The sequence below is a fragment of the Alteribacter salitolerans genome (genome assembly GCF_016901055.1).
In the GTDB taxonomy this organism is placed as follows: Bacteria; Bacillota; Bacilli; order Bacillales; family Salisediminibacteriaceae; genus Alteribacter; species Alteribacter keqinensis.
The window spans coordinates 401,732-426,347 of sequence record NZ_JAFEUX010000002.1 but is presented as its reverse complement, the minus strand read 5'-3'; the positions used below and the strand labels follow the sequence as shown (position 1 = coordinate 426,347).

The 24,616-nt window shown below is 43.4% G+C and carries 29 protein-coding genes and 1 pseudogene; 13 read left to right on the top strand and 17 right to left on the bottom strand.

All coding sequences use genetic code 11. The features are described 5' to 3' along the window. Window positions 1-139 precede the first annotated feature (139 nt). Both JSY36_RS05240 and JSY36_RS05235 read right to left on the bottom strand, forming a co-directional pair. Entirely contained in the window at window positions 140-1,198 is a 1,059-nt protein-coding gene (locus tag JSY36_RS05240) for an ABC transporter permease (RefSeq protein WP_205165543.1), read from the bottom strand. Further along, window positions 1,195-1,917, bottom strand: a complete 723-nt coding sequence (locus tag JSY36_RS05235) for an ABC transporter ATP-binding protein (RefSeq protein ID WP_249414139.1) — start codon at window positions 1,915-1,917, stop codon at window positions 1,195-1,197. Before JSY36_RS05235 ends, JSY36_RS05240 begins: the two co-directional genes overlap by 4 nt. Before the next feature lie 197 nt (window positions 1,918-2,114). Between JSY36_RS05235 and JSY36_RS05230 the strand changes: the two genes are divergently transcribed. Both JSY36_RS05230 and JSY36_RS20920 read left to right on the top strand, forming a co-directional pair. Beyond that, on the top strand, window positions 2,115-2,720 hold the full coding sequence (locus JSY36_RS05230) for a TetR/AcrR family transcriptional regulator (RefSeq protein ID WP_205165542.1): 606 nt from the start codon (window positions 2,115-2,117) through the stop codon (window positions 2,718-2,720). Between the two features lie 712 nt (window positions 2,721-3,432). Beyond that, window positions 3,433-3,600: a hypothetical protein gene (locus JSY36_RS20920; RefSeq protein ID WP_205165732.1), complete on the top strand. Its 168-nt coding sequence runs from the start codon at window positions 3,433-3,435 to the stop codon at window positions 3,598-3,600. Between the two features lie 136 nt (window positions 3,601-3,736). Here the strand turns inward: JSY36_RS20920 and JSY36_RS05220 are convergent, their stop codons facing one another. After that, window positions 3,737-4,060 carry a nucleoside triphosphate pyrophosphohydrolase gene (locus JSY36_RS05220; RefSeq protein ID WP_205165541.1) on the bottom strand — a complete coding sequence of 108 codons (324 nt, stop codon included), beginning with the start codon at window positions 4,058-4,060 and terminating at the stop codon, window positions 3,737-3,739. 115 nt (window positions 4,061-4,175) lie between these two features. Here JSY36_RS05220 and JSY36_RS05215 point away from each other — a divergent pair, with 115 nt between their 5' ends. Beyond that, a complete protein-coding gene (locus JSY36_RS05215) occupies window positions 4,176-4,445 on the top strand; it encodes a hypothetical protein (RefSeq protein WP_205165743.1) in 270 nt (89 codons plus the stop codon). Window positions 4,446-4,636: 191 nt separating this feature from the next. Here the strand turns inward: JSY36_RS05215 and JSY36_RS05210 are convergent, their stop codons facing one another. Beyond that, window positions 4,637-5,476, bottom strand: a complete 840-nt coding sequence (locus JSY36_RS05210; protein ID WP_205165540.1) for an MBL fold metallo-hydrolase — start codon at window positions 5,474-5,476, stop codon at window positions 4,637-4,639. A 532-nt stretch (window positions 5,477-6,008) separates the two neighbouring features. Between JSY36_RS05210 and JSY36_RS20915 the strand changes: the two are divergent. The 3 genes and pseudogenes from JSY36_RS20915 to JSY36_RS05195 all read left to right on the top strand — a co-directional run. Next, window positions 6,009-6,143: pseudogene (locus JSY36_RS20915) on the top strand (KGG domain-containing protein); the annotation flags it as partial. 143 nt (window positions 6,144-6,286) lie between these two features. Continuing rightward, window positions 6,287-6,433 (top strand): hypothetical protein, encoded by a 147-nt coding sequence (locus JSY36_RS05200; protein WP_205165539.1) that lies wholly within the window; start codon window positions 6,287-6,289, stop codon window positions 6,431-6,433. A gap of 406 nt (window positions 6,434-6,839) precedes the next feature. Beyond that, window positions 6,840-7,442 (top strand): hypothetical protein, encoded by a 603-nt coding sequence (locus JSY36_RS05195; protein WP_205165538.1) that lies wholly within the window; start codon window positions 6,840-6,842, stop codon window positions 7,440-7,442. A 150-nt stretch (window positions 7,443-7,592) separates the two neighbouring features. Here the strand turns inward: JSY36_RS05195 and JSY36_RS05190 are convergent, their stop codons facing one another. Further along, window positions 7,593-8,438 (bottom strand): AraC family transcriptional regulator, encoded by an 846-nt coding sequence (locus tag JSY36_RS05190; RefSeq protein ID WP_205165537.1) that lies wholly within the window; start codon window positions 8,436-8,438, stop codon window positions 7,593-7,595. Between the two features lie 233 nt (window positions 8,439-8,671). On the opposite strand from JSY36_RS05190, the gene JSY36_RS05185 reads away from it, so the two are divergent. Continuing rightward, window positions 8,672-9,400 (top strand): class I SAM-dependent methyltransferase, encoded by a 729-nt coding sequence (locus JSY36_RS05185; RefSeq protein WP_205165536.1) that lies wholly within the window; start codon window positions 8,672-8,674, stop codon window positions 9,398-9,400. A 94-nt stretch (window positions 9,401-9,494) separates the two neighbouring features. On the opposite strand, the gene JSY36_RS05180 is transcribed toward JSY36_RS05185, so the two are convergent. The 4 genes from JSY36_RS05180 to JSY36_RS05165 form a co-directional block, all read right to left on the bottom strand. After that, complete coding sequence (locus JSY36_RS05180) at window positions 9,495-9,704, bottom strand: hypothetical protein (RefSeq protein ID WP_205165535.1); 210 nt, start codon at window positions 9,702-9,704, stop codon at window positions 9,495-9,497. A gap of 63 nt (window positions 9,705-9,767) precedes the next feature. Next, on the bottom strand, window positions 9,768-10,223 hold the full coding sequence (locus JSY36_RS05175; RefSeq protein WP_205165534.1) for a DUF2691 family protein: 456 nt from the start codon (window positions 10,221-10,223) through the stop codon (window positions 9,768-9,770). A gap of 22 nt (window positions 10,224-10,245) precedes the next feature. Next, entirely contained in the window at window positions 10,246-10,833 is a 588-nt protein-coding gene (locus JSY36_RS05170) for a hypothetical protein (protein ID WP_205165533.1), read from the bottom strand. Window positions 10,834-10,932: 99 nt separating this feature from the next. Further along, window positions 10,933-11,394 (bottom strand): GNAT family N-acetyltransferase, encoded by a 462-nt coding sequence (locus JSY36_RS05165; protein WP_205165532.1) that lies wholly within the window; start codon window positions 11,392-11,394, stop codon window positions 10,933-10,935. Window positions 11,395-11,515: 121 nt separating this feature from the next. Between JSY36_RS05165 and JSY36_RS05160 the strand changes: the two genes are divergently transcribed. Both JSY36_RS05160 and JSY36_RS05155 read left to right on the top strand, forming a co-directional pair. Then, entirely contained in the window at window positions 11,516-12,223 is a 708-nt protein-coding gene (locus JSY36_RS05160) for a polysaccharide deacetylase family protein (RefSeq protein WP_205165531.1), read from the top strand. A 1-nt stretch (window position 12,224) separates the two neighbouring features. Continuing rightward, window positions 12,225-13,028 carry a nucleotidyltransferase domain-containing protein gene (locus JSY36_RS05155; protein ID WP_205165530.1) on the top strand — a complete coding sequence of 268 codons (804 nt, stop codon included), beginning with the start codon at window positions 12,225-12,227 and terminating at the stop codon, window positions 13,026-13,028. A 121-nt stretch (window positions 13,029-13,149) separates the two neighbouring features. Here the strand turns inward: JSY36_RS05155 and JSY36_RS05150 are convergent, their stop codons facing one another. Continuing rightward, window positions 13,150-14,451, bottom strand: a complete 1,302-nt coding sequence (locus tag JSY36_RS05150; protein ID WP_205165529.1) for an amidohydrolase family protein — start codon at window positions 14,449-14,451, stop codon at window positions 13,150-13,152. Window positions 14,452-14,552: 101 nt separating this feature from the next. On the opposite strand from JSY36_RS05150, the gene JSY36_RS05145 reads away from it, so the two are divergent. Next, window positions 14,553-15,428 (top strand): helix-turn-helix domain-containing protein, encoded by an 876-nt coding sequence (locus JSY36_RS05145; RefSeq protein ID WP_205165528.1) that lies wholly within the window; start codon window positions 14,553-14,555, stop codon window positions 15,426-15,428. Between the two features lie 230 nt (window positions 15,429-15,658). On the opposite strand, the gene JSY36_RS05140 is transcribed toward JSY36_RS05145, so the two are convergent. From JSY36_RS05140 to JSY36_RS05130, 3 genes are all read right to left on the bottom strand, one after another. Next, window positions 15,659-17,413, bottom strand: a complete 1,755-nt coding sequence (locus JSY36_RS05140) for a M3 family metallopeptidase (protein ID WP_205165527.1) — start codon at window positions 17,411-17,413, stop codon at window positions 15,659-15,661. Between the two features lie 402 nt (window positions 17,414-17,815). After that, on the bottom strand, window positions 17,816-18,817 hold the full coding sequence (locus JSY36_RS05135) for a DUF4003 family protein (protein WP_205165526.1): 1,002 nt from the start codon (window positions 18,815-18,817) through the stop codon (window positions 17,816-17,818). Between the two features lie 332 nt (window positions 18,818-19,149). Continuing rightward, entirely contained in the window at window positions 19,150-19,719 is a 570-nt protein-coding gene (locus JSY36_RS05130; RefSeq protein ID WP_236784564.1) for a DUF3231 family protein, read from the bottom strand. Between the two features lie 256 nt (window positions 19,720-19,975). Between JSY36_RS05130 and JSY36_RS05125 the strand changes: the two genes are divergently transcribed. Continuing rightward, entirely contained in the window at window positions 19,976-20,596 is a 621-nt protein-coding gene (locus tag JSY36_RS05125; protein ID WP_205165525.1) for a hypothetical protein, read from the top strand. Window positions 20,597-20,712: 116 nt separating this feature from the next. Here JSY36_RS05125 and JSY36_RS05120 read toward each other — a convergent pair whose 3' ends face one another. From JSY36_RS05120 to JSY36_RS05110, 3 genes are all read right to left on the bottom strand, one after another. Beyond that, window positions 20,713-21,279 carry a DUF4256 domain-containing protein gene (locus JSY36_RS05120; RefSeq protein WP_205165524.1) on the bottom strand — a complete coding sequence of 189 codons (567 nt, stop codon included), beginning with the start codon at window positions 21,277-21,279 and terminating at the stop codon, window positions 20,713-20,715. Window positions 21,280-21,508: 229 nt separating this feature from the next. Further along, window positions 21,509-21,658, bottom strand: a complete 150-nt coding sequence (locus tag JSY36_RS05115; protein ID WP_205165523.1) for a hypothetical protein — start codon at window positions 21,656-21,658, stop codon at window positions 21,509-21,511. A 112-nt stretch (window positions 21,659-21,770) separates the two neighbouring features. Beyond that, complete coding sequence (locus JSY36_RS05110; RefSeq protein ID WP_205165522.1) at window positions 21,771-22,307, bottom strand: GNAT family N-acetyltransferase; 537 nt, start codon at window positions 22,305-22,307, stop codon at window positions 21,771-21,773. Between the two features lie 143 nt (window positions 22,308-22,450). On the opposite strand from JSY36_RS05110, the gene JSY36_RS05105 reads away from it, so the two are divergent. Together JSY36_RS05105 and JSY36_RS05100 are read left to right on the top strand one after the other, a co-directional pair. Further along, window positions 22,451-22,936 carry a hypothetical protein gene (locus tag JSY36_RS05105; RefSeq protein WP_205165521.1) on the top strand — a complete coding sequence of 162 codons (486 nt, stop codon included), beginning with the start codon at window positions 22,451-22,453 and terminating at the stop codon, window positions 22,934-22,936. Window positions 22,937-23,066: 130 nt separating this feature from the next. Continuing rightward, window positions 23,067-23,711, top strand: coding sequence for a hypothetical protein (locus JSY36_RS05100; protein WP_205165520.1), 645 nt, complete (start codon window positions 23,067-23,069; stop codon window positions 23,709-23,711). Window positions 23,712-23,804: 93 nt separating this feature from the next. Here JSY36_RS05100 and JSY36_RS05095 read toward each other — a convergent pair whose 3' ends face one another. After that, window positions 23,805-24,347 (bottom strand): GrpB family protein, encoded by a 543-nt coding sequence (locus tag JSY36_RS05095; RefSeq protein WP_205165730.1) that lies wholly within the window; start codon window positions 24,345-24,347, stop codon window positions 23,805-23,807. Between the last annotated feature and the right edge of the window lie 269 nt (window positions 24,348-24,616).

The following is a 24,616-nucleotide window of genomic DNA, read 5'->3' as shown; positions in this document are numbered from 1 at the left end:
TTGTAAAGGATTCTCCTTCTTACGAGCATTATTTTGTCTTTATTTGAACTAAAATAATTAATTTCGTACATTTTCATTAAGGTTTGCAATCTAACGATTAATAAAAAGCGCGAGAATTATACGTCTCGGGCTTCAACAGTTACAACTTGCGATATCTTTTTAACGCATAGATATTCAGTACAATAAAAACGATCGAAAACAAAGCTAAAACGTACAGACTTCCACTCACATCAGTCAGGCTGAGTCCTTTATACATGACTCCCCTCAGAGCATCGGCACCATAATAAAGAGGCATAACTTTCCCCAGGGCCTGCAGCCAGTCTGCCATACCTTCAAGCGGAATAATTCCCGAGAAAAAGATCTGGGGAATAACGGCAATCGGGATAAACTGTACCATCTGAAACTCCGAAGCCGCAAAGGTGGATAATAGTGTTCCTAATGAAAGTGCAACCAACGCAAGTAATAAATTAATAAAAACAACATGCCATAAAGAACCAACAAGTACTATATCCAGTACTAACACCGAATATAAAACAACGATAACCGTCTGGATAATGGCAAATATTCCGTACCCGATCAAATAAGCAGTAACCACCTCTCCCCGGCGAATCGGTGTCGACAGTAACCGTTCAAGCGTGCCGGAGGTTCTTTCTTTTAATAATCCTATCCCTGAAATTAGAAAGACAAAAAAGAATACAAAGAAACCAATTAAGACAGGACTTAATATATCAAAGAAATCTGAACTTTCACTTCCGTATACGTAGTCTTTTGAAATAGTCGTGTCAACATCTGCCTCTGTACCCGTTCTTTCCATCAGTTCCTGCTGGGCTTGTAAGGACATTGCCTGTTTAACTTTCATTTGTAAAGCTTGTGAGGCAGATGGATCGCTATTTTCTAATACAAGTTCAGGGGTACCCGCACCCATAATAAGCATCCCGTCAAGACCTTCCGAAACAATCAGACTTTCAACATCGGATACTTCTTCGAACGTTTCTACAGTGATTTCCGACTCTTCCAATACGGTAACGATACGTTCATCTAAACCAAGGCCTCCTAAACGAGGGTCTCTATCTTCACTGTTAAATAAAAAATACATAAGAGACAAAATCAGCAGCGGTGCGACAATCAGAAGTGCTAACGTTCTTTTATCACGGACCATCTCCTGACAAATTCTTTTAACCATGGCTTGTATTCTCATTGTTTGCTCCTTCCGGCATTTAAAAAGACCTCATCAATATTTTGGGCATGATATAAGTCTTTTAATTCAGATGGAGTGCCGTTTGCTAATATACTTCCGTTTCTGATCAGGGCGATAAAGTCACACCTCTCTGCTTCATCCATTACATGTGTGGTTACAATAATGGTTTTTCCTTCTTCTTTTTTCAGGCGCAGCAATTCGTTCCATATGCTTAACCGCAGTTCGGGGTCAATTCCTACAGTAGGTTCATCCAATATAAGGATTTGGGGGTCCTGCAGTAATGAAATGGCAAGAGATAACCTTCGTTTCATCCCTCCAGAATAAGCCGCCACTTTTTTATCTAAATCATCAGTTAAATTTACCAGTCCTGCAGCGTAGGATATTCGGTCCTTTTGTTGTTTTTTTGTAAGTTTAAAAAGGCTCGCAAAAAAAGCGAGATTCTCCTTTCCTGTGAGCTGCAAATACAATGCGTCTGATTGAGCCATATATCCTACATCCTGCAATACCGGAAGACTGGGCATTTTAGACCCGAGTACATAAACCTCCCCATCATCAACGAGCTCCATCCCTGCGATTAATTTTATCAGTGTCGTTTTCCCTGCTCCGGAAGGTCCTATAAAGCCATATATTTGACCTTTCTCTACACTCAGACTTACCTCATCGAGTACTTTCGTTTTCCCGTACCCCTTTTGGATGTGATTTACTTTAATTACACTCACCTGTAATCCCCCCTTTAAATAAGGTTCATGAGTTTTAATCGATAACCTGTTGATTAACTCACTCACTGTTCATTATAATAACCAAATACAGGAATACAATAATCAATAAATGAAGGTTTGTTCAGTAAACAACAGAAACGGTCGAAGTGTCTTTTAACTAACGGATTTCTTAACGTTTTTTGAATGGGGATGATTACATGACAGAAAAAATGGATCGAAGAAAAGTACGGACTCAAAAACTCATACGGCAATCCGTGATGAAGCTGATTGAGGAAAAAGGAGTTAAGAATATCACCGTAAGTGATATTACTGCATATGCGGATATTAACCGAGGAACCTTTTATTTGCATTTTAGGGATGTGAATGACTTATTAGAGCAGTACCAAAAGGAGTTTCTTGTGGAGATAAAGGCAAAAGTAAAAGACATAGATATCTTTGAATTTATAAAGCACAGAGAAAGTAAAACTGCTTATCCGGTTATAATGACTGTCCTTGAAACGATCGCAAAACATGCTGATTTATTAAAGGTACTCTTAGGTCCTAATGGTGATCCTGCCTTCTCAATCAAATTAAAAGAGTTTGTAAAGGCCAGGATCTTAGATAAATTAACTTCTTCCAATTTCAAAGAAAATAACATGATGGTACCTTCCGAATATTTAGCAACATTTATTGCTTCTGCACACCTTGGAATCATTCATCACTGGATTGACACCGGGATGAGACAAACGCCGGAAGAAATAGCATCTATCATCACACATATTGCCGTCCAAGGTCCATTAGCTACTCTGCGATTTGAGAAGTAAAGTATAAAGATTGACTCTAGGGAGAATAGCAGAAGGTTTTAAAGTATAAGCTGTCTATGAAACAATGACACGTAAACAAAAGTAATAAGAGAAGTAAATTCAAGAGAAGATAGGAAAAAGCAGCTGCGGTGCGGCTGTTTTTTTCTTGCAAGGACCGAATAATCATCAGACTCTTTTATGCTTTTCCGGTTCACTTCCTAACTGGACTGGGGTTTACCTTCTTTTATCTCCATTTTCTTTTGTTTAATCCCCGGCACCGTTTATTGTTGAATCATAAATACAATTGATTCGTATACCTATAGTAGAATTTAAAAATGCGTTATTGGAGATCAAACCAGGAATCATAACTGGTATATTTACATTATCTGTGTTGCCGTTTTTACTTTTGTTGGGCTTACCACTTTCGATAACATTGCCTCAGCACTTATATTGGGAATTGGCAGCGGCGGGATCTTCGGATGGGTTATATCATCCTTGTTTAAGAATAAAACGGAGAGGCATTAAAACGGCTTGTGTTGGCAAACTCATCCCTCAGAGAGGCAGTAGTATTTACCCGGTTCAATATTTCTGAAGGTGAACAAAGTAATAACGGACGCCGGGACCCAGGAAAAATCCTGAAAAAGTAGTAGACAGCAATTCCTAAAATTAATTAGTCGTCTTATATAGATGAATCTCACAAATCGGCTGAAATTGTGGAAGTGCAGAAAAACGCATTTCAAAAGAAGCAGATCAGAAACGAGCTGTTTTTGCGAAGTACAAAGATAATCTCGGTAATAACAGATATCGATTTATCGGTATTTTCAAATGCTCGGGACTTGCTGCTGTTGATTCGACGAGTATTCGGTATCAACGTATTAAAAAACAAATTTCAATTCTATAATATAGCCGCACTTTATTCAGATAATAGAGAAGTACCTTCATGACAAAGTACCCAATTCTTAACGACTTTTTTGGTAAGTTTTTGTTTAGATGAAGTGTATTCACAGAAAAAAGCTGGAACTCTTCCAGCCTTTTTTCTATTCTATTACCTCCCTCAAAAACACCTTCTCCTTAAACGATCCTCTCTTCTCCGCCTTCTCCCTTCGTACAACTTCAAGCTGGTCGACCGTGCTGTTGTGCTGTTTGGCTAAGCAGTAAATAAGCTCTAGGAGGTCGGCCAGTTCTTCCACGGCTTCTTCGTCGTTTTCGGCTGCCAGGTATTCTTCGAGTTCTTCCTTCATTTTTTCTTTTGCACAGGACAGGTACTGTTTATCAGTCAGGGTTTCCCAGACGGCTTTTTTGCCGGACTGTTCGATCACTTCCGGGATCCGGTCCCGGACGAGTTTGTTGTAGACAGGCATAGGGTCACGCTCCTCATATGTAAATATCATCCACTTCTATCATAGCAGAAGCAGCTTCTTCCGAGTTATTTCTCTGTAGGTTTAAGTACGTGAAAGAGAGGAGGGAGCCACCTGAATGAATGCCGTATACCTCCCTGAATTTCCAGTAATTGCGAATAATTATAAGGAAAGTGTTCACTCTACACTTTGTAAGGAAAAAATCAAAAGAACGGAGAGAACGTCTATGTCCTACACTGAGCCTTTTAATAATAAAACAGCCACTAGAAAGCCTGAACATTATAACCTTGATGAACTGTTTGTGAAACCACTCATCCACCGTGACATTAAAGGGGAAAAGGTGTATCAGCCTTTAGATCTCGACCGTCTTTGGAATCAGCCAAAATAGAAATGAATCAGGTTTGGGAGCGGCTATTACAGGACAGCTTCTCCTTGAAATACAGCAGGTCAACTCAGACCTGGACGGACAGAATCGGCAAGTAAAAGCAGCGTCATTTCTGACGCTGCTTTCTTTGTCTTTCTTCCTGGTCTGCCATCCCCCTTTTAATCAGGAAAAGGAACAGTCTCCTGGATCCTTGACTAATGAGTAAAGCGCCCGTAATCCGGTACAGCCACATCCTTAAAATGAGCAAGAAGAGATTCAAGCTCTTCTTTCAGCGTTGGTCCGCCCAGAGGAGGTCCGTGACCTGTAACAGCCACATTGGGATTTACATCAACAAGCTTTTTTAAGGAGAGATAGGAAGCGTCCCAGTCTGTCGTGAAGTATCTTGGAGGTCCGCTCACTTCCCCTATTTGGCTCATCACCTGGTACAGAGAGTCCTGCCTCACCGTTACAAAGGCATCTCCTGCAATCAATAGTCCGTCTTCTTTTCTGAAAAAAGACACATGACCGGGCGTATGGCCTGGTGTATGAATCCATGAGAAGCCTTCTAAAAACGGCACCTCTCCGTTTTCAGGCAATGGCTTGACATGGTCTCCAAGCTGAATGGCTTCGTTTGGGAAGAAACGGGAGATTTTTGCGACCATTCCCCCTTCTACAGAGGAATCCGGCTCGGGGTAATCTTTTTCTCCTGTTAAGAAGGGCAGCTCCAGTTCATGAGCAAAGACAGGTATATTCCACTTCCTTACAAGATCAACGACTGTTCCCACGTGGTCAAAATGGCCATGCGTTAAAAGAATAGCCATTGGTTTTGACCCTGTTCCATACCGCTTCTCTATAACCGAGATCACCTTTTCGGCGGATTTTGGCATTCCCGTGTCAACCAGCACACAGCCACCCCCGGCTTCCACGATGATCACATTGACAATCTGGTCCACGTAACACAGCACACCGTTCGTTACCTCCAAAAGATCACCGTTTTTAACAGAGATGGCTGGAATGAATTTGTAATCATCTCCATACGTCATTTCGTTTTTCATTTCGCACCTCCATACGTTTACCCGCTTATCATTTGCCTCCCTTCCCCTATTATGTAACGTTATCCAAAAATCACTCCGTAACGCAAACTCCTTGGACCTAGAAGAAATTTACTTACATTGTCATATATGTCAGTATTTATCCCGGATCTGCTGAGAATGAAATAGACATTGCTTCCTAACTTGAAAGATTTTTCTAAGATAGGTTTAGTCAGGAAGCTAAGTTGGCAAAGGGATGACCATAAGCTTCAAAGAAAGCTTAAAAAACGTTTAGGAGGAGATTCAGATGGCACAAAACCAATCCAACAACTCAAACCAAACCATGAGTCGTGAGGAAGCTGCCAAAAAAGGCGGCGAAGCAAACGCAAGACAGCATGATTCCGAGCACTTTGCAGAGATTGGTGAAAAGGGCGGAAGAAACTCTTCAGGAAATCAATATACAACGAGCAGCAGCAGTTCCAGCACCAATAATTCCAACAATAACAACTCCAACAGCAGTAACAATTCAGGCAGCCAAAACAGCAGCTCAAGCGGAACCATGAGCCGTGAAGAAGCCGGAAGAAAAGGCGGCGAACAGACAAGCAAAAATAAAGATAAAGAGTTTTACCAGGAAATCGGGCAAAAAGGCGGCAAGAATTCAGGCACCCAGAATTCAAATAACAGCAATTAATGATTGCTGTCAGAAGAGGTGGCAGGCATGACTAAAAACACCAAACAAGATGAGCATTCTCCCGAACAAAGAGAAAAAGAAAAGCGTAAAGAGAAGGATTTTGAACCCCAACCAGAACAAAAAGGGAAAAGAAGATAACCCAGATGATCACGAATAATCGTCTGAACCCGGCCAGAGCGGCCGGCTTTTTTTTTTGTGACAAAAGACAATGCGGTCTTATGAAAGGGATGATTGAGGACGATTGTGCGGGGATGCAGGCAGATTCATCGGGGCACGGTCATTTTATGTAAAAAATAATCCATTATTATAACAGTTAAAGCGGGCCGCCTTTCCACGTTATTCCCCTGGAGGTTTGTGCTCGTGCAGAAGCGGAAGTCCCCCTGATGCGTCATTCCAGGGAAAACCCTCCTTGGTTCAGACAGACATCCCACTGCCAATGGGTGTATGGAGACAGGTGCAATGGGCGCTTGCGGTATTCATGTTGCCATGGCTTTCGCAGGTGAACCTGTATTTACAAATGCCGAAATGGGAGTAATCAGGTTAACCAGTTTTTTCAGGTGAAATGGTAATCCGTGCTATTCTTGTTAGTATTTAGTAATTGGAAGGTCTTGGAATGTATAAACCTTAGTCATTTTTCAATACTATTAACTGTGCTTAATCAAGAGTTGAGCATTCAGGGTTCAGGGAGGCAGATATATGTATGTAGTACTTTTACTCTCAGCACTTGCTCTCGTGGTGGCGATCGTCTGGATGACACTCTCCAGGCCAAAACCAGCACCAGCCAAAGTGCCGGTAAACCCAAGACAATACAAGGAGGAATTTGCAATGGAACGTGAAACGAAGGAAATTAAGGAAGAAAAGGCAAGGGCACAGCGTTTGTCTAACGCCGAAATCGAGAAAGTGGTGGACAAAGAAATCGGACAAGAACTGGCTCCTCTTAAACAACAGTTGGAATCCATCCAGTCTACACTTAACCAGTATCAAGCTGGACAACAACAACAAAAGCAAAACGGTTCTTCTAACCCGATGCAGGAGATGTCTTCAGAGCTTTCCTCCCAGCTTCAGCAATTTTCGAATCAAGCTCAGCAACAACAGCAGCAAACGTTTCAACAGTTACAGCAATCGCTGCAACAAGCTACGCAAACACTTCAGGATGTCGGGCAATCACTCCAGTCTTTTAATGTGTTAAACCAAATCAATGAGCAGATGCAACAGTCTAAAGACCAGCTCCAGCAGCAAAATCAGGGTCAGCAGACTTCTGCACAAGCTGCAACGGAGCAGCAAAAGAACCAGCATTGATTCATCTGCCGGGGAGAATACACTTCTCCCCGTCCCCTTACCAGTCATGTTGGGCTCAGGATACGCTTGAGCCTCTTTGCTATTTCTTCGAACCTCACAGACTCCGATCGTAAAGTCATCAGGAATGTCATTGTCTGTTATGATTTTTCGTTATTTCTCCGTAATCGGGATCCAGATCTCACTTTTCTCATCTTTGCTGGCCAGTATTTCCGGTCCTTGTGCCAATTCGCAGGATGATGAGGGCAGCCATTCGGAATAAATCCGCTGCCAGTGGTCTTCAACCTGCTCCCAGTCTCCTTCGACTTCAAAGACGGCCCACGTCAGGGCAGGTATGTCTAATACGGAATAGTTGGCTGACGGTGCTTGAGTCACAGCTGCCCCGATGTATTGATCAAAAGCTGCCTTTCCTTCCGCGCTTTCTGAATAATTGGCCGTCACATGAATGACACCCCGGGGCTCCCTGGTTGAGTCTGCCTCCAATTCTTTCATCCTCTCATCACTGATGGCGGAAAACATCTGCTCATAATCAGGTGTGAGCACGCCATTGACCATTTCCACCTCATATTTTACACCCGCCACTTTAAATGCCTCTTTTTCAATAATACGGTACTTCATTTCCGTCCCTCCTTTAATTGTTAATTGAAAGGTCATTCGTGGATATGCCTTTAGATTCTGCTCTGTATGCCGGGCTTCTGAAGGAGTAATGCCATGATAGCTTTGAAAGACACGTGTAAAAGCATCCGGAGACTGATACCCATAGCCAAGTGCCACATCAATCACTTTCACTTTTGATTCCTTCAGTTCCATTGCTGCCAGCGTCATACGCCTTCTGCGAATGTACTCTGTGATCGTAATACCGGATAAAAGCGAAAACAGACGCTTAAAATGGTATTCCGAGCAAAGGGCAATCTTAGCCACTTCTTTTAAATCAATGTGTTCGCCCAGATTCTCTTCGATGTAACTCAATGCGTCGTTCATTCCCTTTAACATATCCATGAACCTGCCTCCTTCCATTCAAATAATAAAGGATGAAGCGGCATCCTACCCGACTTTTTGTGCTCCGTTCAGTCGGAAGGTGTACCGGCTTATAACTATACCAGCCACTTTACTTACTTTATACTGTAATTAAAATGAGGTGATTATTATGAAATCTATGATGTTTTTGAATAACGTAGCTGAATTAAAGATGAAGCGACGTGATAAACAGAAATGAAGGAGGCAAGATAATCTTGGCTGACAAACTCTTTGAAGACCAAAGACTCGCCGATGTTTATGATTTTTTTGATTCGGCCGAACGTCCGGATCTTGACCCGTATATCAAACTGGCAGAAGACTTAAATGCCCGGACCGTCATTGACCTTGGTTGTGGTACCGGCAACCTTGCGAGCAGACTGGCCGCACTTGGGAAAAAAGTGATTGGCGTCGATCCTGCCGCTGCTTCTCTTCATGTAGCGAAACGAAAAGCTTACGCAGACAAGGTGAAGTGGGTTAACGGAACCATCGCCAGACTCCCTGATGATGTGAAAGCGGATCTCGTTACAATAACAGGAAATGCCGCCCAAGTCTTCCTGACTGAAGAGGAGTGGATTTCCACTCTCAGAAAGTGCCGCAGTCACCTGGTTCCGGGAGGCCGGCTCGTTTTTGAGGTCCGAAACCCTGAAAAAGAAGCGTGGAAGGAATGGCATCGGTCCTACGACGTGATCGAAGTACCTGAAAAGGGGAAAATTGAGACGTGGATTGACCTTCTCGATGTCCAATTCCCTCTCGTTACCTTTCGCCATACCTTTGTGTTTCACAGCGATGGTACCGTACTTACTTCAGAATCGACATTGAGGTTTCGCACAAAGACAGAGATTATGGATTCTTTGTCCGAGGCAAACCTGGTTGTGGAGGATGTTCGGGATGCACCGGATCGTCCCGGCTTGGAATGGGTCTTTATCGCACGTAACCCGGATTAAACAAAGCAGGGCCGCTTTCTCTGGAAAGGGGTCCTGCTTTATTTTCCTAACAAAAAGATGCAGGGTGAAAGGAAATCCTTAAATAGATGCTTCATCAACCCTTTTTTACTGTCAACAAATACACGAGCATACCTGTGAGCATGCCTCCTAGCAATCCAAATCCAGGGCCGGCAATTTGAATAAATCCAATTTCTCCCGTCATTCCAATTATACTCACTGCCGAGCCCACTAATAATCCAAAAATCATTCCGTACACCATATAGGTTTCCAGTTTAGGCTTCTTTTCATCTTCATCGTCAGACATGCCTCTCCCTCCCTGCACGTGTGGAATTATTTTTATAATGATGTGATACAGCTGCCATTCAGGTTAAAACGCGATCAACGTTGTTCTTTCATCATTTTCATCCGTAATATACTCGATTTTTTTATAACCAGCCTCAACCGCTTTGGAAAAGAGATGCTTGATCGTGGACTGGTCTTTTGAATAAATCGTTACATAGGACGAATCGATTACCAGCAGAACAAATTGACACTCACTCTCGACAAATTCCTTATAGGTTGTAATCTCTCTTACGTCTGATTTTTCGGGAAATCCCTTAAGATCAGCAAAGATAAGATAATAATCTTTTTTTGAAACTTCCTTAAGCAGCACGTCCTCTTCTACTATGCAGGCGGAGGGAAACAGGGGAACTCCCAATGTTTCGTTTTCAATCACGTATGATTCTCCATCGCCAATTTTCCAGGTGAGTCCTTTAACTCCATCCAATATCTCAGATAAATAGTGGCCATATGCGTTTGGAATTTCAAAGGTTATGCCTCTCACTTTGGAACCCCTCCCTTCTGTTTCACCGCACTCCGCAGGATAGGTCTCTTATACACTCTTCCCGTATCTCCCATAATCTGTCCGCAGTCAATTTCCGGCTCAGTCCTTGTTCCCGGAGCCATACAGACAGATACTCCCGGTGAAAGTCTAGTTTATAGCTTCCAATCTGGGAAGGAGTAATCTGCTCTTCAGCCATAAAGGCAGTAATGGGGGCTCCCTTTGTATCGGGCATCGTAAAATCATACCTTTTTTCCTTATGCTTTAAATAACAATGGGCTTCCGGAATCGCTTTTAAACCATATTGCTTCAAAACATTTCCCACTCCCGGCGTATTGCTTTCATTCATTTCATAGATGCCGGTATAAAGCTTTACCTCTTTAACCTCATGTTCAATGCATAATTGGGCAAGGAGAGCGTGCTTCGTGCTGCACGTGCCTCTTTTTTCAGGTAACACTAGCTCATACCGGCTTCGATCACTGTTTCTTCCATAAGATAAATGACCGATGAATGTGACAGCACTGGAAAAGTCGTGAATATCACGTTTAAGAAACGCTTCTGAAATTTTACCTTTTGGATTGATTTTAAAGTCAGGCAGTTTCCCTGAGCACATAATCAGACTCCTTTCCAAGGAATTTGAGTGTACTGTTTTTTCTCATTGAAAACTGTTCTACACTCCTTCACCTTCGTTTAACGAACATCCCAGTCAAACTTAAAGCTTTAATTTCAGCCCTTCATGGGTTGCTTTAAAGCCCAGCTTTTCATAAAATCTCAGCGCATCAGGCCGCTCTTTATCTGTTGTAAGCTGAACTAAGTGACAGCCCCGTTCTTCTGCACGCTTGATTGCCCATTTTATCAGTTCCGTCCCTACGCCTTTACTGCGGGAAGCAGATGCCGTTCTTACCCCTTCGATTGTCGCTCTCCAGCCGCCCTGATGTGTGAGATAAGGAGTGAAGGTGATTTGTTGAACGCCAATAATATCCTCCCCTTGGCAGGCTGCGACTAATTCATTGTTCGGGTCTGACGTAATCGCTTGAAACGCTTTTAAGTAACTGTCCGGGAGTGGCTGCTCATATCTCTCCCTCCTGCTGCCTAATACATCATCAGCAAGCATTTCTACAATTTTATCCAGATCTTTTTCTTCTGCAAGTCTGAATCGAATGTCTTTTTCCATATGTGATTCCTCCTAAATTAATGTTTGAAATACCACCTTTTCCAGCTGGGAAAATAAAAACTGAAAGCTCGGTTGAAAAAATAGTATCCTTGTAAAAAGACCATTTACCCGGGGGACAAAAATGAAAAAGAAAATCAAAGTTACCGGTATTGCAATCCTGGCGGTAATCGCTGCACTTTATTTGATAAATGAATTGTCAAAGTCACGGTCGTTTCAGTTTTTTGGCGGGCTTGTGACGAGTGTGGAGACAGACGAAAAAACTGTCGCACTGACCTTTGATGACGGGCCGGGGATAAACACGGATGACATTCTGGACATTCTCGGAAAACATGATGTTAAAGGGACGTTCTATTTAACAGGTTCTGAGATTGAAAACGCATTTGATGATAGTGTTTCCATTGTACAGGAAGGCCACGAAATTGGAAATCACTCCTATTCCCATCCGCGGATGGTCTTTAAATCGCCAGCCTTTATCAAGGAAGAAATTGAAAAAACGGATGCGTTAATCCGGCAGATCGGCTATGAAGGAGAGATCACATTCCGTCCGCCTTATGGAAAAAGGCTGGTTGTGCTTCCCCATTACTTATCCAGAAACGATAGAGACACGATCCTGTGGAACATTGAACCCGAATCCTTTGTGTCAGGCTCGGAGGATATCGTTCTTCATGTTACCATCAAGCCCGGCTCCATCATTTTGCTGCACGTGATGTATGAAAGCAGAAGAGAATCACTCGATTCGGTGGAAGGAATCATCGCGTCATTAAAAGAGAAAGGATATACCTTTGTAACGATATCCGAGCTGTTGGAATACGGAAAGGATGGGGAGTAAAATGAACGATCTGCGAGCAGGCTATGGCCTTGACCGTAATGGATTTATTGTAAGCGACGTGAATAAAAACAAGATTGAACACGCTTATTGGCCTTGTATAAAAGAGTCTGTTGCGGAGCTTGTTCAGTTGTTTCCAGACCGGCTCCACAGCGTGTATGTGTACGGCAGTGTAGCCAGAGGTGAAGCCACAGTCCAAAAATCAGATTTGGATCTAATCGCACTGTTTAATGGCCCGTTGAGTCCCGTCAAGTCGGCTGATTTAACGGAGCTGGCCAAAGATCTGTCCAAAAAATACCGTTCTCTCGTTCGCGAGGTTGGCATTGCCGCCGCCTTTTACGATTATACTGTCGATCCGGCTAACTACTATGAGCAGGCTTTTTTGAAAGAGATTTCTGTTTGTGTCCATGGCGAAGACCTGGGAGATCGGTTTGGTCCGTACAGACTCTCACCGGAGATTGCCATAAGCTTTAACGGAGATATCGGCGACGTCCTTACCCGGACACGGAAAAAACTCGATGCCTCTTCCGAGAAAGAGTTTAAAAAAATCACACAGAACTTTGCCCGCAAGCTCATACGAACCTACTATTTCATGGTGATGGTCCGTTCCCGGATCTGGTCCACGCGCCTTCATGAGCAAGCCGACATTGTGATCACCCATTTCCCTGATAAAAAACCGGTTGTCCGTACCCTCGAGAACTGGCTGGAGGACCCGCCCGCAGACCGGGATGCTGTCCTTGAGCTCATTAAAAAAGAGGGGAAATGGGCAAGTGACAACTTTATACGTGAAGTGTACGTTTCTTCCTAAAGTTGAATTTGTGCCTGTCACCACCCGGTTTTTGTCGAATCGATAGGTCTTTCCCCTCCACTTAAAGAAGGCGAAAACGGCCTATGATTTCGACACCGTACGGGTGGTGACAGGCACCGTTTTAAACAGGCACCGCCTTAAACTTCTTTTCAAACGCTTTGGATTTCTTCTCTAAGTACTCCTTACTGGGAACTGCTTCTAAAATGGCCTTTTGATCATATATCTTTCCACCCTTGATAATTTTGAAAATCTCCTTTGTATTTTCAATATTTTCCAGTGGGTTCTTCTCCAGGATAACAAGGTCAGCTAGATAATTCTTCTTTATCACCCCGACCTGCTCTAAAAAAATCGACCGGGCTGCTTTATTCGTTGCGGCTTGTAGGGCTTCCATCTCCGTTAATCCCATTTCCACAAACAGCTCCAGCTCCCGGTGCAGACCCATCCCGGGGAATGTCCACACACCTGCCGGGGAGTCTGTTCCTGCTACAACGGTTCCTCCAAGATCATGATACGTTTTTGCTATCCGCTTAATCGCATTGTTTAAAAATCCCATATGTTCTTTATACATTTCTTCATTCCGGGCTAACTCTTTCCAGTGCTCCGTTAACCCGCACGTTTGCGTGATCTCATTTTCAGGATCCCACGAATTTGGCAAAAGTTGAATTTGATCGAACACCGTTAAGGTTGGGCAGAGCTTCACATTATAGGCCAGTAACTTTTCGCACACGTCATCAACCTTCTCCTGGTTAATATTCTCCCAGTCAATATCAAACCCTTCTGCCTGCATGTGCCAGCCTGGATACATTGCCTGCACAATCCCTGATGCATGTTCAAACCATATAACCCCCAGTTCAGCCGCTTCCAAGGCGTTGATTGTTGAGTGGATAAGATCACAGCTTACTTCCAGATTAAACGTCTTTGCCTCCTCAACCACCGCTTTCATCACCGGCTTTGATAACAATCCATAAACCTTGATAAATTGTGCCCCTTCACGAACCTGCCTTCTCACTTCTTCTCTGCCTTCTTCAGGGTCTTCTGTTACGAAATTTGCAACACCTGTCGGCCCCCACAGTCCGGGTGCTCCGTCAATCATACGATCTGCCGAATACACACGTGGAGTCTGTGCATCGCTTTCAGCATGGATTAAATCTTCCAGCTGAATAACATTTCCAGCTGTATTTCTGACGGCCGTGACACCGGAAGCGACGAAGTGCGGGGCAAATCCCTCTTTTATATGACAGTGCATATCCATTAATCCGGGAATCGCAAACCTGCCTTGCATATCATACGTTTCTTCGTATTTTTTACTCACTTCACCATGGAATATCTGTGTTATTCTCTCACCTTGAATTTCAATTGATCCCTTGATGACTTTCTCTGATTCCACATCTATAATCGATACGTTTTTCAATAAATATCCCATTGTAAATCCCCCTTACGCTTGTGTTAGTTCCATCATAAGGTACAATGGTTTTTGACTGGATATAATTCTCATATAGTGGAATTTCTTGAAAGGGGAAGCGTATGGAACGGTACGGACAGACTTTGAGGAAAATTAGAAAACAAAAGGGATTATCAATGAAAGAGCTGGCCAGAGACTCTCTCTCTGTTTCTTTTTTATCTAAATTTGAAAGAGGTGAATCAGATATCTCCCTAACATTAATGGATCAGCTGCTTTCACGATTGCATGTTTCTTATGATGAGTTTCTTTATATTCATCATGATTATTCTAACCGGACAATCGATTCCTTTTTTCACCGCGTTAATCAAGCTTATATGGAACAGGACATTGGAAAGTTGGAACAATTGGCTGAAGTTGAAGAAAATCAAAATCACCTGATCTTACTTGAACTCTACGGGAATATATTAAAAAACGAAACCAGTGATGACATAAAGCTTAATCCTGACTCATTATTTGACTACCTTTTCTCAGTCGAAGTGTGGGGTTACTATGAATTGAAGCTGTATAAATCAACCATGTTATTAATGAATTCTGACATGGTATTGAATTTATCCCACACCGCTTTTAAAAAAGGGAAGCGATACCACTCATTTAAAGATTATAAAAACGTGATGGCAAGTATCTTCTTAAGTACCATCATTTATTTAATGGGGCCTGTAAATAAAGGTGATGAAATGGTCACCAAATACAATGAGGATATCCTGAAGTTCTTTTCATATATTGAGAGTCTTAAGCTGGAAGAACACGAAACTCACCTAAGAATACACGTGAGATACGTCAAAGGCATTTATATGATTAAGAAGGGACAGGTGAAAGAAGGCACAGAACACGTTAACCGCATGATATCTCTATTAAGAGAACTTGGCTGTGAAAAGAATGCGGCCGATTTTGAACGCTTCCTGAAATTAGTTACAGCGGGAGGATCGAAAGATGCATGAATGATAAGGAGGGGCTGCTTGTTAAAGCACATTACTGAGGAAACATTAAATCTGATAACGAGGAATATGGTAAAAGGTATCACCACCTTTGCGCTTTGCGATTTCTTTATCAATAAAAAATACATTTCGAATAAAAAAAGCCCAAATATGCATTAAGTAATGCATATTTGGGTTTCTTTGAAATTAAAGATTGTGTTACTAACGCTCCCCGTTTGTTTAAGTACGTCTCTTCACAAAGTCTTGTTATACTCCTCTATATCTTTAATTACACTCTGGATTGACTGTTGCCAAAAATCTGGTTTTGAAATTTCTATATTGAAGTGTTTCTGAATAAGTTGTTCAAGTGGCATAAATCCAGTCTCACTTAGAAACCATTGGAATTTTCGGTCAAATTGTATATCCTTTTTAGCAAGGTTTAACAGTCCAATACTCAACAAGAAGCCAAAAGAGTAGGGGTAATTATAAAAAGGGATATTCGCTTGGTAGAACTGTACATATTTAATCCATACAAAAGGTTCATATTCACTTAAACTATATCCATATGCTTTTTCTTGACATTGCAACGAAAGTTCTTCTACCTGATTAGCATCTAATGGTCCTTTTTTTCTATGACCATAAAACTTATCTTCAAATAAGAAGGCTCCTCTAATTGACATTAAATAATTTAAACTCCGCTCAATCTTAGCACCAAGTATAGCTTTTTTGACTGAAACATCATCAGTATTTTGAATTACATAATCAATATATGCTGTTTCAAAGAAAATTGAGGAAGTTTCAGCCATTGTCATTTCGAATGTATCATCTGAAAAAAATAGAGATGGAACGTTTTTCATTTGTTTAAAATGCCAAGCATGACCTAATTCGTGCGCAAGTCTTCTAGCACTGTCTATACTATTATCATAATTCAATGATATTCGTGATTCACCTTCTGGAATAAATGGAGCACAAAAGCCTCCTGGTGGTTTTGTTTTACGTTGTTCTGAATCAACCCATCCCTTTGCTATTGCTCCTTTTACAAATTCACTCATATTGATGTCAATATCAACAAGGGAATCAATAATTCCCTTACTCGCTTGTGAGTAAGTAATTTCGTTAGACACCTCCTGAGATGAAGTCATCAATTCATGCCAAGAAATTCTTTCTTTCCCTACTTCCCCTGCTTTTATTTTTAAATATCTCGAAAGAGAATGTATATTGGTATCCACTGTATCCCACATTGTACTAAGCGCTCGTTTAGATATACCATTCAACCTTAAAGACTCGTCAAGGTAATCTGTATTTTTCACCATATTCTCTTTAAGTCTCAACCCCACCATTGAATTGTAAACGGATGCAAAAACCTCTGCTTGCGTTTTAAGTGTTTGGTTAAGTTCCCTGAATGCAAAACGTCTATTAGATTGTTCTGGATGAGAAAGAGCCAAACTACTAGCTTCAGCAAAAGATATTTCGTTTTCATCTTTATCAATGTTGCCTTTTACTTTCAAATTGTTTCGAGCTTGCACATAGATTTCTTCCATATTACTTAATGTTTCTCTAGCAAAATTTGAAATAATCTTTTCTTCTTTACTTGTTCTTTGTGTATCCATTAATAATTCCTCTATAAAAACTTTTTGGTTAATACTGTTAGACCAAACTGAAAATTGTTTTTCACTCATATTACCGATTCTTTCTTGCAAATCCGACACAATAAAACGGGCTTGCGATTTTAACATCGAAATACTTGTATTCAATGATGTTAATAGAGAAGGCTCTACGTCTTCTGTTGTTAAACAATAGTAGAAAGATTCTGCTGATTCAACATGTTTAATTATTTGTGAAATTGCATTTAATTCACTTTCATTCAGTGGATTTAACTTCTCACATTCCTCAATTTCTAACAAATTTGCTTTAATACAACTAATATAATTCTTAAATTCTTCCAAGTCTGAATCACACTGAAGAAGGTTATTTAAATTCCATCGAGTTGGAGTAATGAATGATTCCATATCCTTTCCCTCCTTCTAAATTGAAGCCTAACATTAAGTCCTAAATCCTAGTTATACTACTAAAACCAAGAAGTGTTATTTAATGAACCTCCCCGTTAGCTTAAGCACATTACTGCACATTCTCCTTCCCTTTGTCGTTATGGAAATGTGGGACGTTCACTTTCTTTATGAAGCGAAAAAGATGCGTTTTTCAGTATCTGATGAATGGTTCGTCTCTTTAACAAAGAACGAGCTCTTTTAGTATTGAAAAGCGTGGACGGTTCTCACGTAACAAAAGGGCCTTTCAGTCTGAAATGTTACGTGAGAACCGTCCCTATTAATCACTTCTTCTCCGCAGCTGAATTTCTGTGTGAAAATCACTGCGTTTTTCCTGATTATTTGATTCTGGCTGACGCCAACACTTTAGTTCCCGCTCGTCGTCGCAACAGTCACCGCGCCGACTGTAGCCATCATCATGGCCATTTCGGCCTGCTGGAGGATCGCGAGGGTGGTCATCATATGCTCTGAGACCGGGGATTCTTCCAGGTCACTGCTTGCGGTAAACTGGGCGGCGATCATCGTGCCGAGCTCCTTGTTCCAGCGAAAGGCAGGTAAGGTGTTGATCCGCTCTTCCAGGTCTCTGACGATCGTAATGTCCTGGGTGATGGCACTCCGGACGGTGAGAACACCGATCTCACTATAAAAAGCAGGCTTTACCCGTCTCAGCTCCCGCTCCCACGCACCAAACAGGTCGTTGGCTCGTTGCACGTGTTCGTCCACTGACTTTTCCGTGTCAAGGGCGAGAATATGGGTAAGGCCCTGTAAGTCGTTGCCTCGTTTCCAATGCCCTTTTCTTAACCGCTCGTACGTGTCGTTCACTTCCCGGGCAATGGCCTCCATCGGTTCTTCCCTCCCGGCAGCGAGAAGAACAACAAGGGGATAATCGTATTCGTTCGTACTGAACATCCGGTCATTTCGGATCGCTTTATAAAGGGCAATAGCACGGTCTGCCAGCCGGCCCCGTTCCTCGTCACTAAGCTCAGGTGCCTGCGTCGTCACCGCAAGAGCAGCCAGATACGTCACATTATGACGCCGGAACCCCGAGTTGATCAGCTGGTCGTACATCTTCATCATGCTGTCAAAGGCTTTCTTCGGGTCAGCAGTATAGAGCATAAGATTGGCAGCGACGGAGAACCGAATGTTGGTTCGTAAATATGACCATGCTGAGGTCTGCTCTTTGATCCAGTCGGCCAGATCTTTAAATGCGTCCGGATCCACTTCCTGTTCCTTGTTGGCAAACATCGCGGCAATGAGGAGCCGCGTTTTCGTATCCAGTCCCGTCCAGGCACTTGCTTTCTTTACGGGCTGTTCGTTCCGCTCCAGAAGGTCAATCTTATCGGTCACGTTCATAGCACGTTCCTGCATGTACACCCACTCCTTTAAAAGGTTCGTTGGTTTATGTACGAAAGCAGGAAAGGTTTGGTTCCCGTTTTTGTGGCGCCTGTCTTTTTGTTTTTCGGTGCCTGTCACTCCCCGGTTTTTGTCGAATGCGTAGGTCTATTCCCTGGACTTAAGGAAGGTGGAATCGGCCTATGATTTCGACACCGTTCGGACAGGCACCGCTAGCCAAAAAGACCTTGGTTGCGTGTGCATACCAAGGTCTTTTAATCGGTTCCTGTCAAGGTCAGTGCCTGTCTCTCGCCGCTTTATGTGAATCGACAGGTCTTTTTCCTGCTCTTAAGGAAGCTGGAACCGGCCTATATTTTTGATACCGTTTTAGTGGTGACAGGCACCGCTTCTAAATGTTTTTGCGCGTGCAGTGGCGGCGGTACGAGCCAGCCTTTTTCTTTGTTCATTTTGAGCATTTTTGCTCCGTTTTGAGCTTTAACGGTGTGGAACTGGCCAAACATCATAGCGATATCTTCTCTCGTGCACTGGCCCATCGCCTGGCTGCATGCCACAAGTCCGGCTGCGATATCTTTGGAAATCGAGAGTGCGATTTCCGCATCATTGATTCTTGCCCCTACCGGGATGTCTTCCAGCGTTGCTTTTGACCGCTCCGGCGGGCTCGGTGGAAGAGCAATGCCGTTTTCTTTCAAAAGAGTCACGACTTCTTCTTCCTCTTGTTTTCCTTGTTCAATTAGTGCTTTGATCATTTTTTTGAGGTCTTCGTCTCCGCAGTGGTTCTCCTGCGTCTGATAGGCGGCAACCATCGCTTTGATTCCTGCCAGGTAGCTCCACGTACTGAATACTTCACCATAATGCATCGGTTGTTCTTTTGGGTTTCCAGACATAATACCCATAATCATCCTCCTTAGGTTCTTCATATGTTGGTCTCCTTTATTGACTGTTGATGACCATTGTTATTTTGAAACAAAAAGGAAGAATTATACCTGTTTTTTTTGTTGGGTGCCTGTCACTCCCCGGTTTTTGTCGAATGCGTAGGTCTATTCACTACACATGGAGAAGGCGAAAACGACCCATGGTTCCGACAGAATCCGGGTGGTGACAGGCACCACCTGGCCCGCCCATGGGAATTTATGTTAATCTGACTGTAGGTTTCTTTTTGGAAAGGTGAGGTCGATGAAAAAATATATGGTTATTGTGGGTATAATTGGTGCGACTGTGCTTGGGGCCTGCTCGGTTGATTCCGGGGGAAACACTGCGCCAGAAGGAGCGCTAACAGAAGCGAAGTTAACGGAAGCATCACTAACAGACCGGGAAGAGGCGATTCTGTCCGGGTCGGAGGATGCCTTTGTGTTTGATTTTGATGTGGACGAGACATACAGTGAGGTGACGGTCCGGATGGTGAAGTATGAGTTCGGCGCTCTGGTGGATCATCATGTGAGCGCACTTTCAGCTCCGGTGGATGGAGAGGGATCGATTGTGTTTACGGCCTCGCGTCTGATCAACCAGGAGGATGCCTTGTTCACGACGAGCGTGTCCAGCGGTGATTCAATTGGAACACACCAGACCGTGGAAACGATCTTGCGGGACGGATCAGAGGGTATGGCGAAAATCTCGGAAACCCACCTGGAGCCGGAAGTTCCCATCAAAGGTGACATGGTTCTGGCAACGATCGCGTATTCTTCTGAGGACGCGATGAGTTCCCTGCCTGCCAGTTTTTATGACGATCCTGAGGCTTATGAAGATGTTTTTGGAGACTATGACATTGTGTATGTGCTGACGAGTGAGTTTCGATAAAGGGGGTGCCTGTCACTCCCCGGTTTTTGTCTAATCAGCAGGGCTGTTTCCTGCAACAATAAAGAGGCAAAAATGACCCATCGTTTCGACAGAACCCGGGTGGTGACAGGCACCGCTTAAACCCTCAGCGAGCCACGGAAACCCCTGGCTGCATAGTAGGAATCTGCGCCGTTGTGGTACACAAACACAGTGTTGTAGCGACGGTCACAAAAGAGAGCCCCGCCACGTTTTCTGATATCAGCAGGTGTTTTAACCCAGCTCGATGTTTTCGTATCAAAATCCCCAAGTTTCTGGAGCTCCCGGTATTCTTCTTCCGTTAAAAGGTCAATGCCCATGGCAGCCGCCATATCCATCACGCTGTTTTCCGGTTTATGTTTTTTCCTTGACTCCAGCGCTTCACGGTCGTAGCAGACACTTCTGCGGCCTTTGGGACTTTCCTTTGAACAGTCATAAAAAATGTACTCGTCCGTCTCTTTATCATGACCAACCACATCCGGTTCGCCGCCGGTTCTTTCCATTTCACTCAGGGACCACAGTTTTTCCGGATCCGCTTCCAGCTTTGCCCGGACTTGAGCCCACTCAATTTCATCATGGCGGTTTGTGTTTTTCTCAAAACGGCCTTTCAATTCTCTGAGTAATTCTTCACGTTGTTCCACTGACAGATCCGTATTTACCTTTGGCATATTCGTTTCCTCCTGAGTTGTTTTAACTTTACTTAACGTTTGCATCACATTCTGTTGCTTCCCCATTTATTTTAGCATAACTATTCCAACCCTCTCGTTTCTCCTTAAGTGGAAATATGAACCTCGGTAAGGTGTACAACCTAAAAAGCACATGGGATTTCCTGTGTTAAATCCCATCTGCTTGCTTGTAAATGGCTTGTTTACATCTGGCAGGGCGCCTGAGAAGACCTCACTGATTCTTTCTGAATAACCTGACGAAAACTTGAATCATCCGATAGAAACCAATACGTTCACCTATGTAGGCTGCGGCTTTCATAAGAAGCCCGATAACGAAAATATACATAAAAATGATAAACAGGTAATCCGTTATGCTCCCCATACTGCCACCTCAATCATAATCTGTTTTATATTCACATTAACATAATGATCCATAACAGAAAAAAAACGCATGTGATCTCTAATCAATGCGTTTCCGTTTGGCGGGAGCCCTTTCAGTCTGCTGGTACCTCTTTTATTTCCTTGTTTTCTTCCGTCATGGAGACAGACGCTGGATTTTTCACCTCAGCACTGCCGTTTCCCTTATGTATCTTTATTTTCTTTACCGCTTCAAGTCCGTAAACGCTGAAGTCATTTTTCTTATAGAACGCCACGTTCCGGTTGTAATTGTGAATGTCTTCCGAGGGAAAATGACTGACGATTTTCTTTATTTCGTACTCCCTGGCATATTCTTCGGCAATTTCCAGAAGAAGACAACCGTATCCTTTTCTGTACTGGTCATCGTTCAGGAATTCCATCTTGATGATATAGAGGGTGTTGCCCCGGATTCGGACAGTCATCTGATGGCGCTGGTAATAGTCTTTTCCTGTTAGTGTAAACAGATAAAAAACGGTGCTGTGACTGCTTGTGAATACAGACAATAGTACCGGTTCCTTCTTGGCGGTGTGGTGAATCACAGGCTGTTGGTAGTAGCGGTTGTTTTCAAAGGCCGCTTTCAAATGTTCGAGTTTTTCCAGGTTCTTTTTGTACATAGTTGGAATGGCCCCCTTAGTCCTGATTCAATCTCTCTACTTTTTCCATACCCTGTATCGGGACTTTCTAATCTATTCCGGCGTACTAACTTGAAACTTTTTCCTTTTTTAGGCGTCCTTATCTGTAGAGAAGGAGGGGGACGATGAAACGGATGGTGTTTATGGTGATTGGACTTCTGGGCCTTGCAGCCTGCAGCAATGAGACATCGGCGCTTCCCGGTGAGATGCCGGAGGACTTTGATTTTTCCCTGCGTTTTGGGATCGGGTCTGCCAATGAGCTGAATACGTTTGAGGATACGTATACAAAAGACTTGATCGAGGACGGCCGGGAGACGACGGTAATGGTGCTCACAGAGGAAGAGATGGCGTTAATCTATGAAGAAATGCGGGACGCAAACGTGCTGGATATGTCAGGGAACGCCGGCGGGGCCGCATGCTCTGACCCCCACAACAGCTACCATTTGTCTTTGCAGGCCGACGATGAAACCTACAGTGACGTGTGGGATACGTCGTGCGAAACAAGACATACAAAGAAGTGGGAATCATTTATGGCTTTTCTGCTTACGGAGATTATCCACCCGAAACCGGAATATCAGGAGCTGCCGGAAGCCCGGGGCGGGTATGATTAAAGCGGTGCCTGTCACCACCCGAAATTTGACGAAAGAATGGGTCTATTCCATCGAATCTTCTATATAAAAAAGACCTACGAATCCGACAAAGTTCGAGGAGTGGCAGGCTCCCCAATGGTGGTATACTCCTATGGAAGTAAATAATTGGGGGAATCGAAGAATGCGGGTCTTGGAATTCATTTTCGGCCGGAGAAACAGGGAGAACCGGTTTCTTGGGGTCGTCTGGTGGTTTTTTGCTGGCTATTATATGCTTATGCTGCCTTTTGCCGTTGCGATGCCGGTAAACTGGATCTCTGTCCTTGCCTTTGCGGTGTTGTACCCTGTACTGTTCCGGGTTGTCTACTATTTGAACAGCGCCATCTTAACGAAAAAATGGAGCAAAAAAATGCTTGTTGCCGGCGGCAGTGTGATTGCAGTTTTGATTATCGGTACAACCGCAACCACGTTCTTTTTTGCTGACAATGTATCGGTCAATGCCACCAGGACCGCAACATCGGAAGGTTATCAGCTTTCGGTCGGCAGCCTCAAAGGAAACTATCAGGTGGCGGATTTCGACGTAAGCACCGAGGGGGTGGTGGTCATTCCTTATCAGGCTTCCGTGGGTGAAGGAAGCATGACCCTCTATGTTGAGAGAGGCGGACGCATCATCTGGGAGAAAACCATCCTCTCCTCGTGGGGCGGAAACATCGAGTTTCACGGGGAACCCGGTACATACGACATCAAAGTGAAGACGGAAGAAGCTAAAGACGTGAATGTAAAACTGAAGAATGAATAGATAGAAACAAAGATGGCGGCCCAGGATGAGCCGCCCTCTTTGTTATGGAAAAGACCTACGATTCCGACAAATTCCGGGTGGTGACAGGCACCACTAAGACAAAACTCTCGCAACAAACGCTCCCTTCGCATCCGTATACTTTTCCCGATCATCCGCATACTGCTGCGAAAGCTTTACTTTTAATTCTCCGTATTCCTTCGCAAGTTCTCCATCTACTATCAGCCTGTCCCGGAATTGAATTTGATTCGTCCACCTCTGATCACCTTCTCTAATCAGGTGAAGATGAGCCACACGCTTATTGTTCTTTACTTTTACAAAAAAACGCCGCCACGGCCGGTTGTCCAAATGAGGCGGAACGTAATGCCAATTCTCTGGTTCAAGTAAAGATAAAATGTCCTCTATCGCGTCAAATGAATGGACCTTTCCCATCAGATCGATAATCGGCTTTGCAGGTAAATGCGGGATCGAGGTACTTCCGATATGCTCCACCTGCAAAACACCAAGGGGCGAAAGCAAACCCGTCAGCCTTTCTTTTTCTTCCGATCCTTTTTTCAGCCAGCGGGCATCCGGTTCTGCGATTTCAACCGTTTCAGTCGCCCATGCCGGCCACTCACTTTTACCGTGTTTGTTCTCCATCATATCAGCCCCATTCATCTTCAAGGAGTCTTTCCATGCTTCTTGTAAAAACCCAGGCTTGAACCCGGAAAAACGGCAGCCTGTTTATGTAACCTCATCTACCCAGACGAATCCTTCACGTTTCTTTTCTTTAACCTATTCAGACCCAAAAAAATCAGCCCTATAATCATTAACGAAAACAGCATTGGAAATATAAGTCCGTTCCAAACACCCACTTCACTCATTTCGCCAAATAAATAGTTTAAAAGATCACCGTAATGGGGCACTCA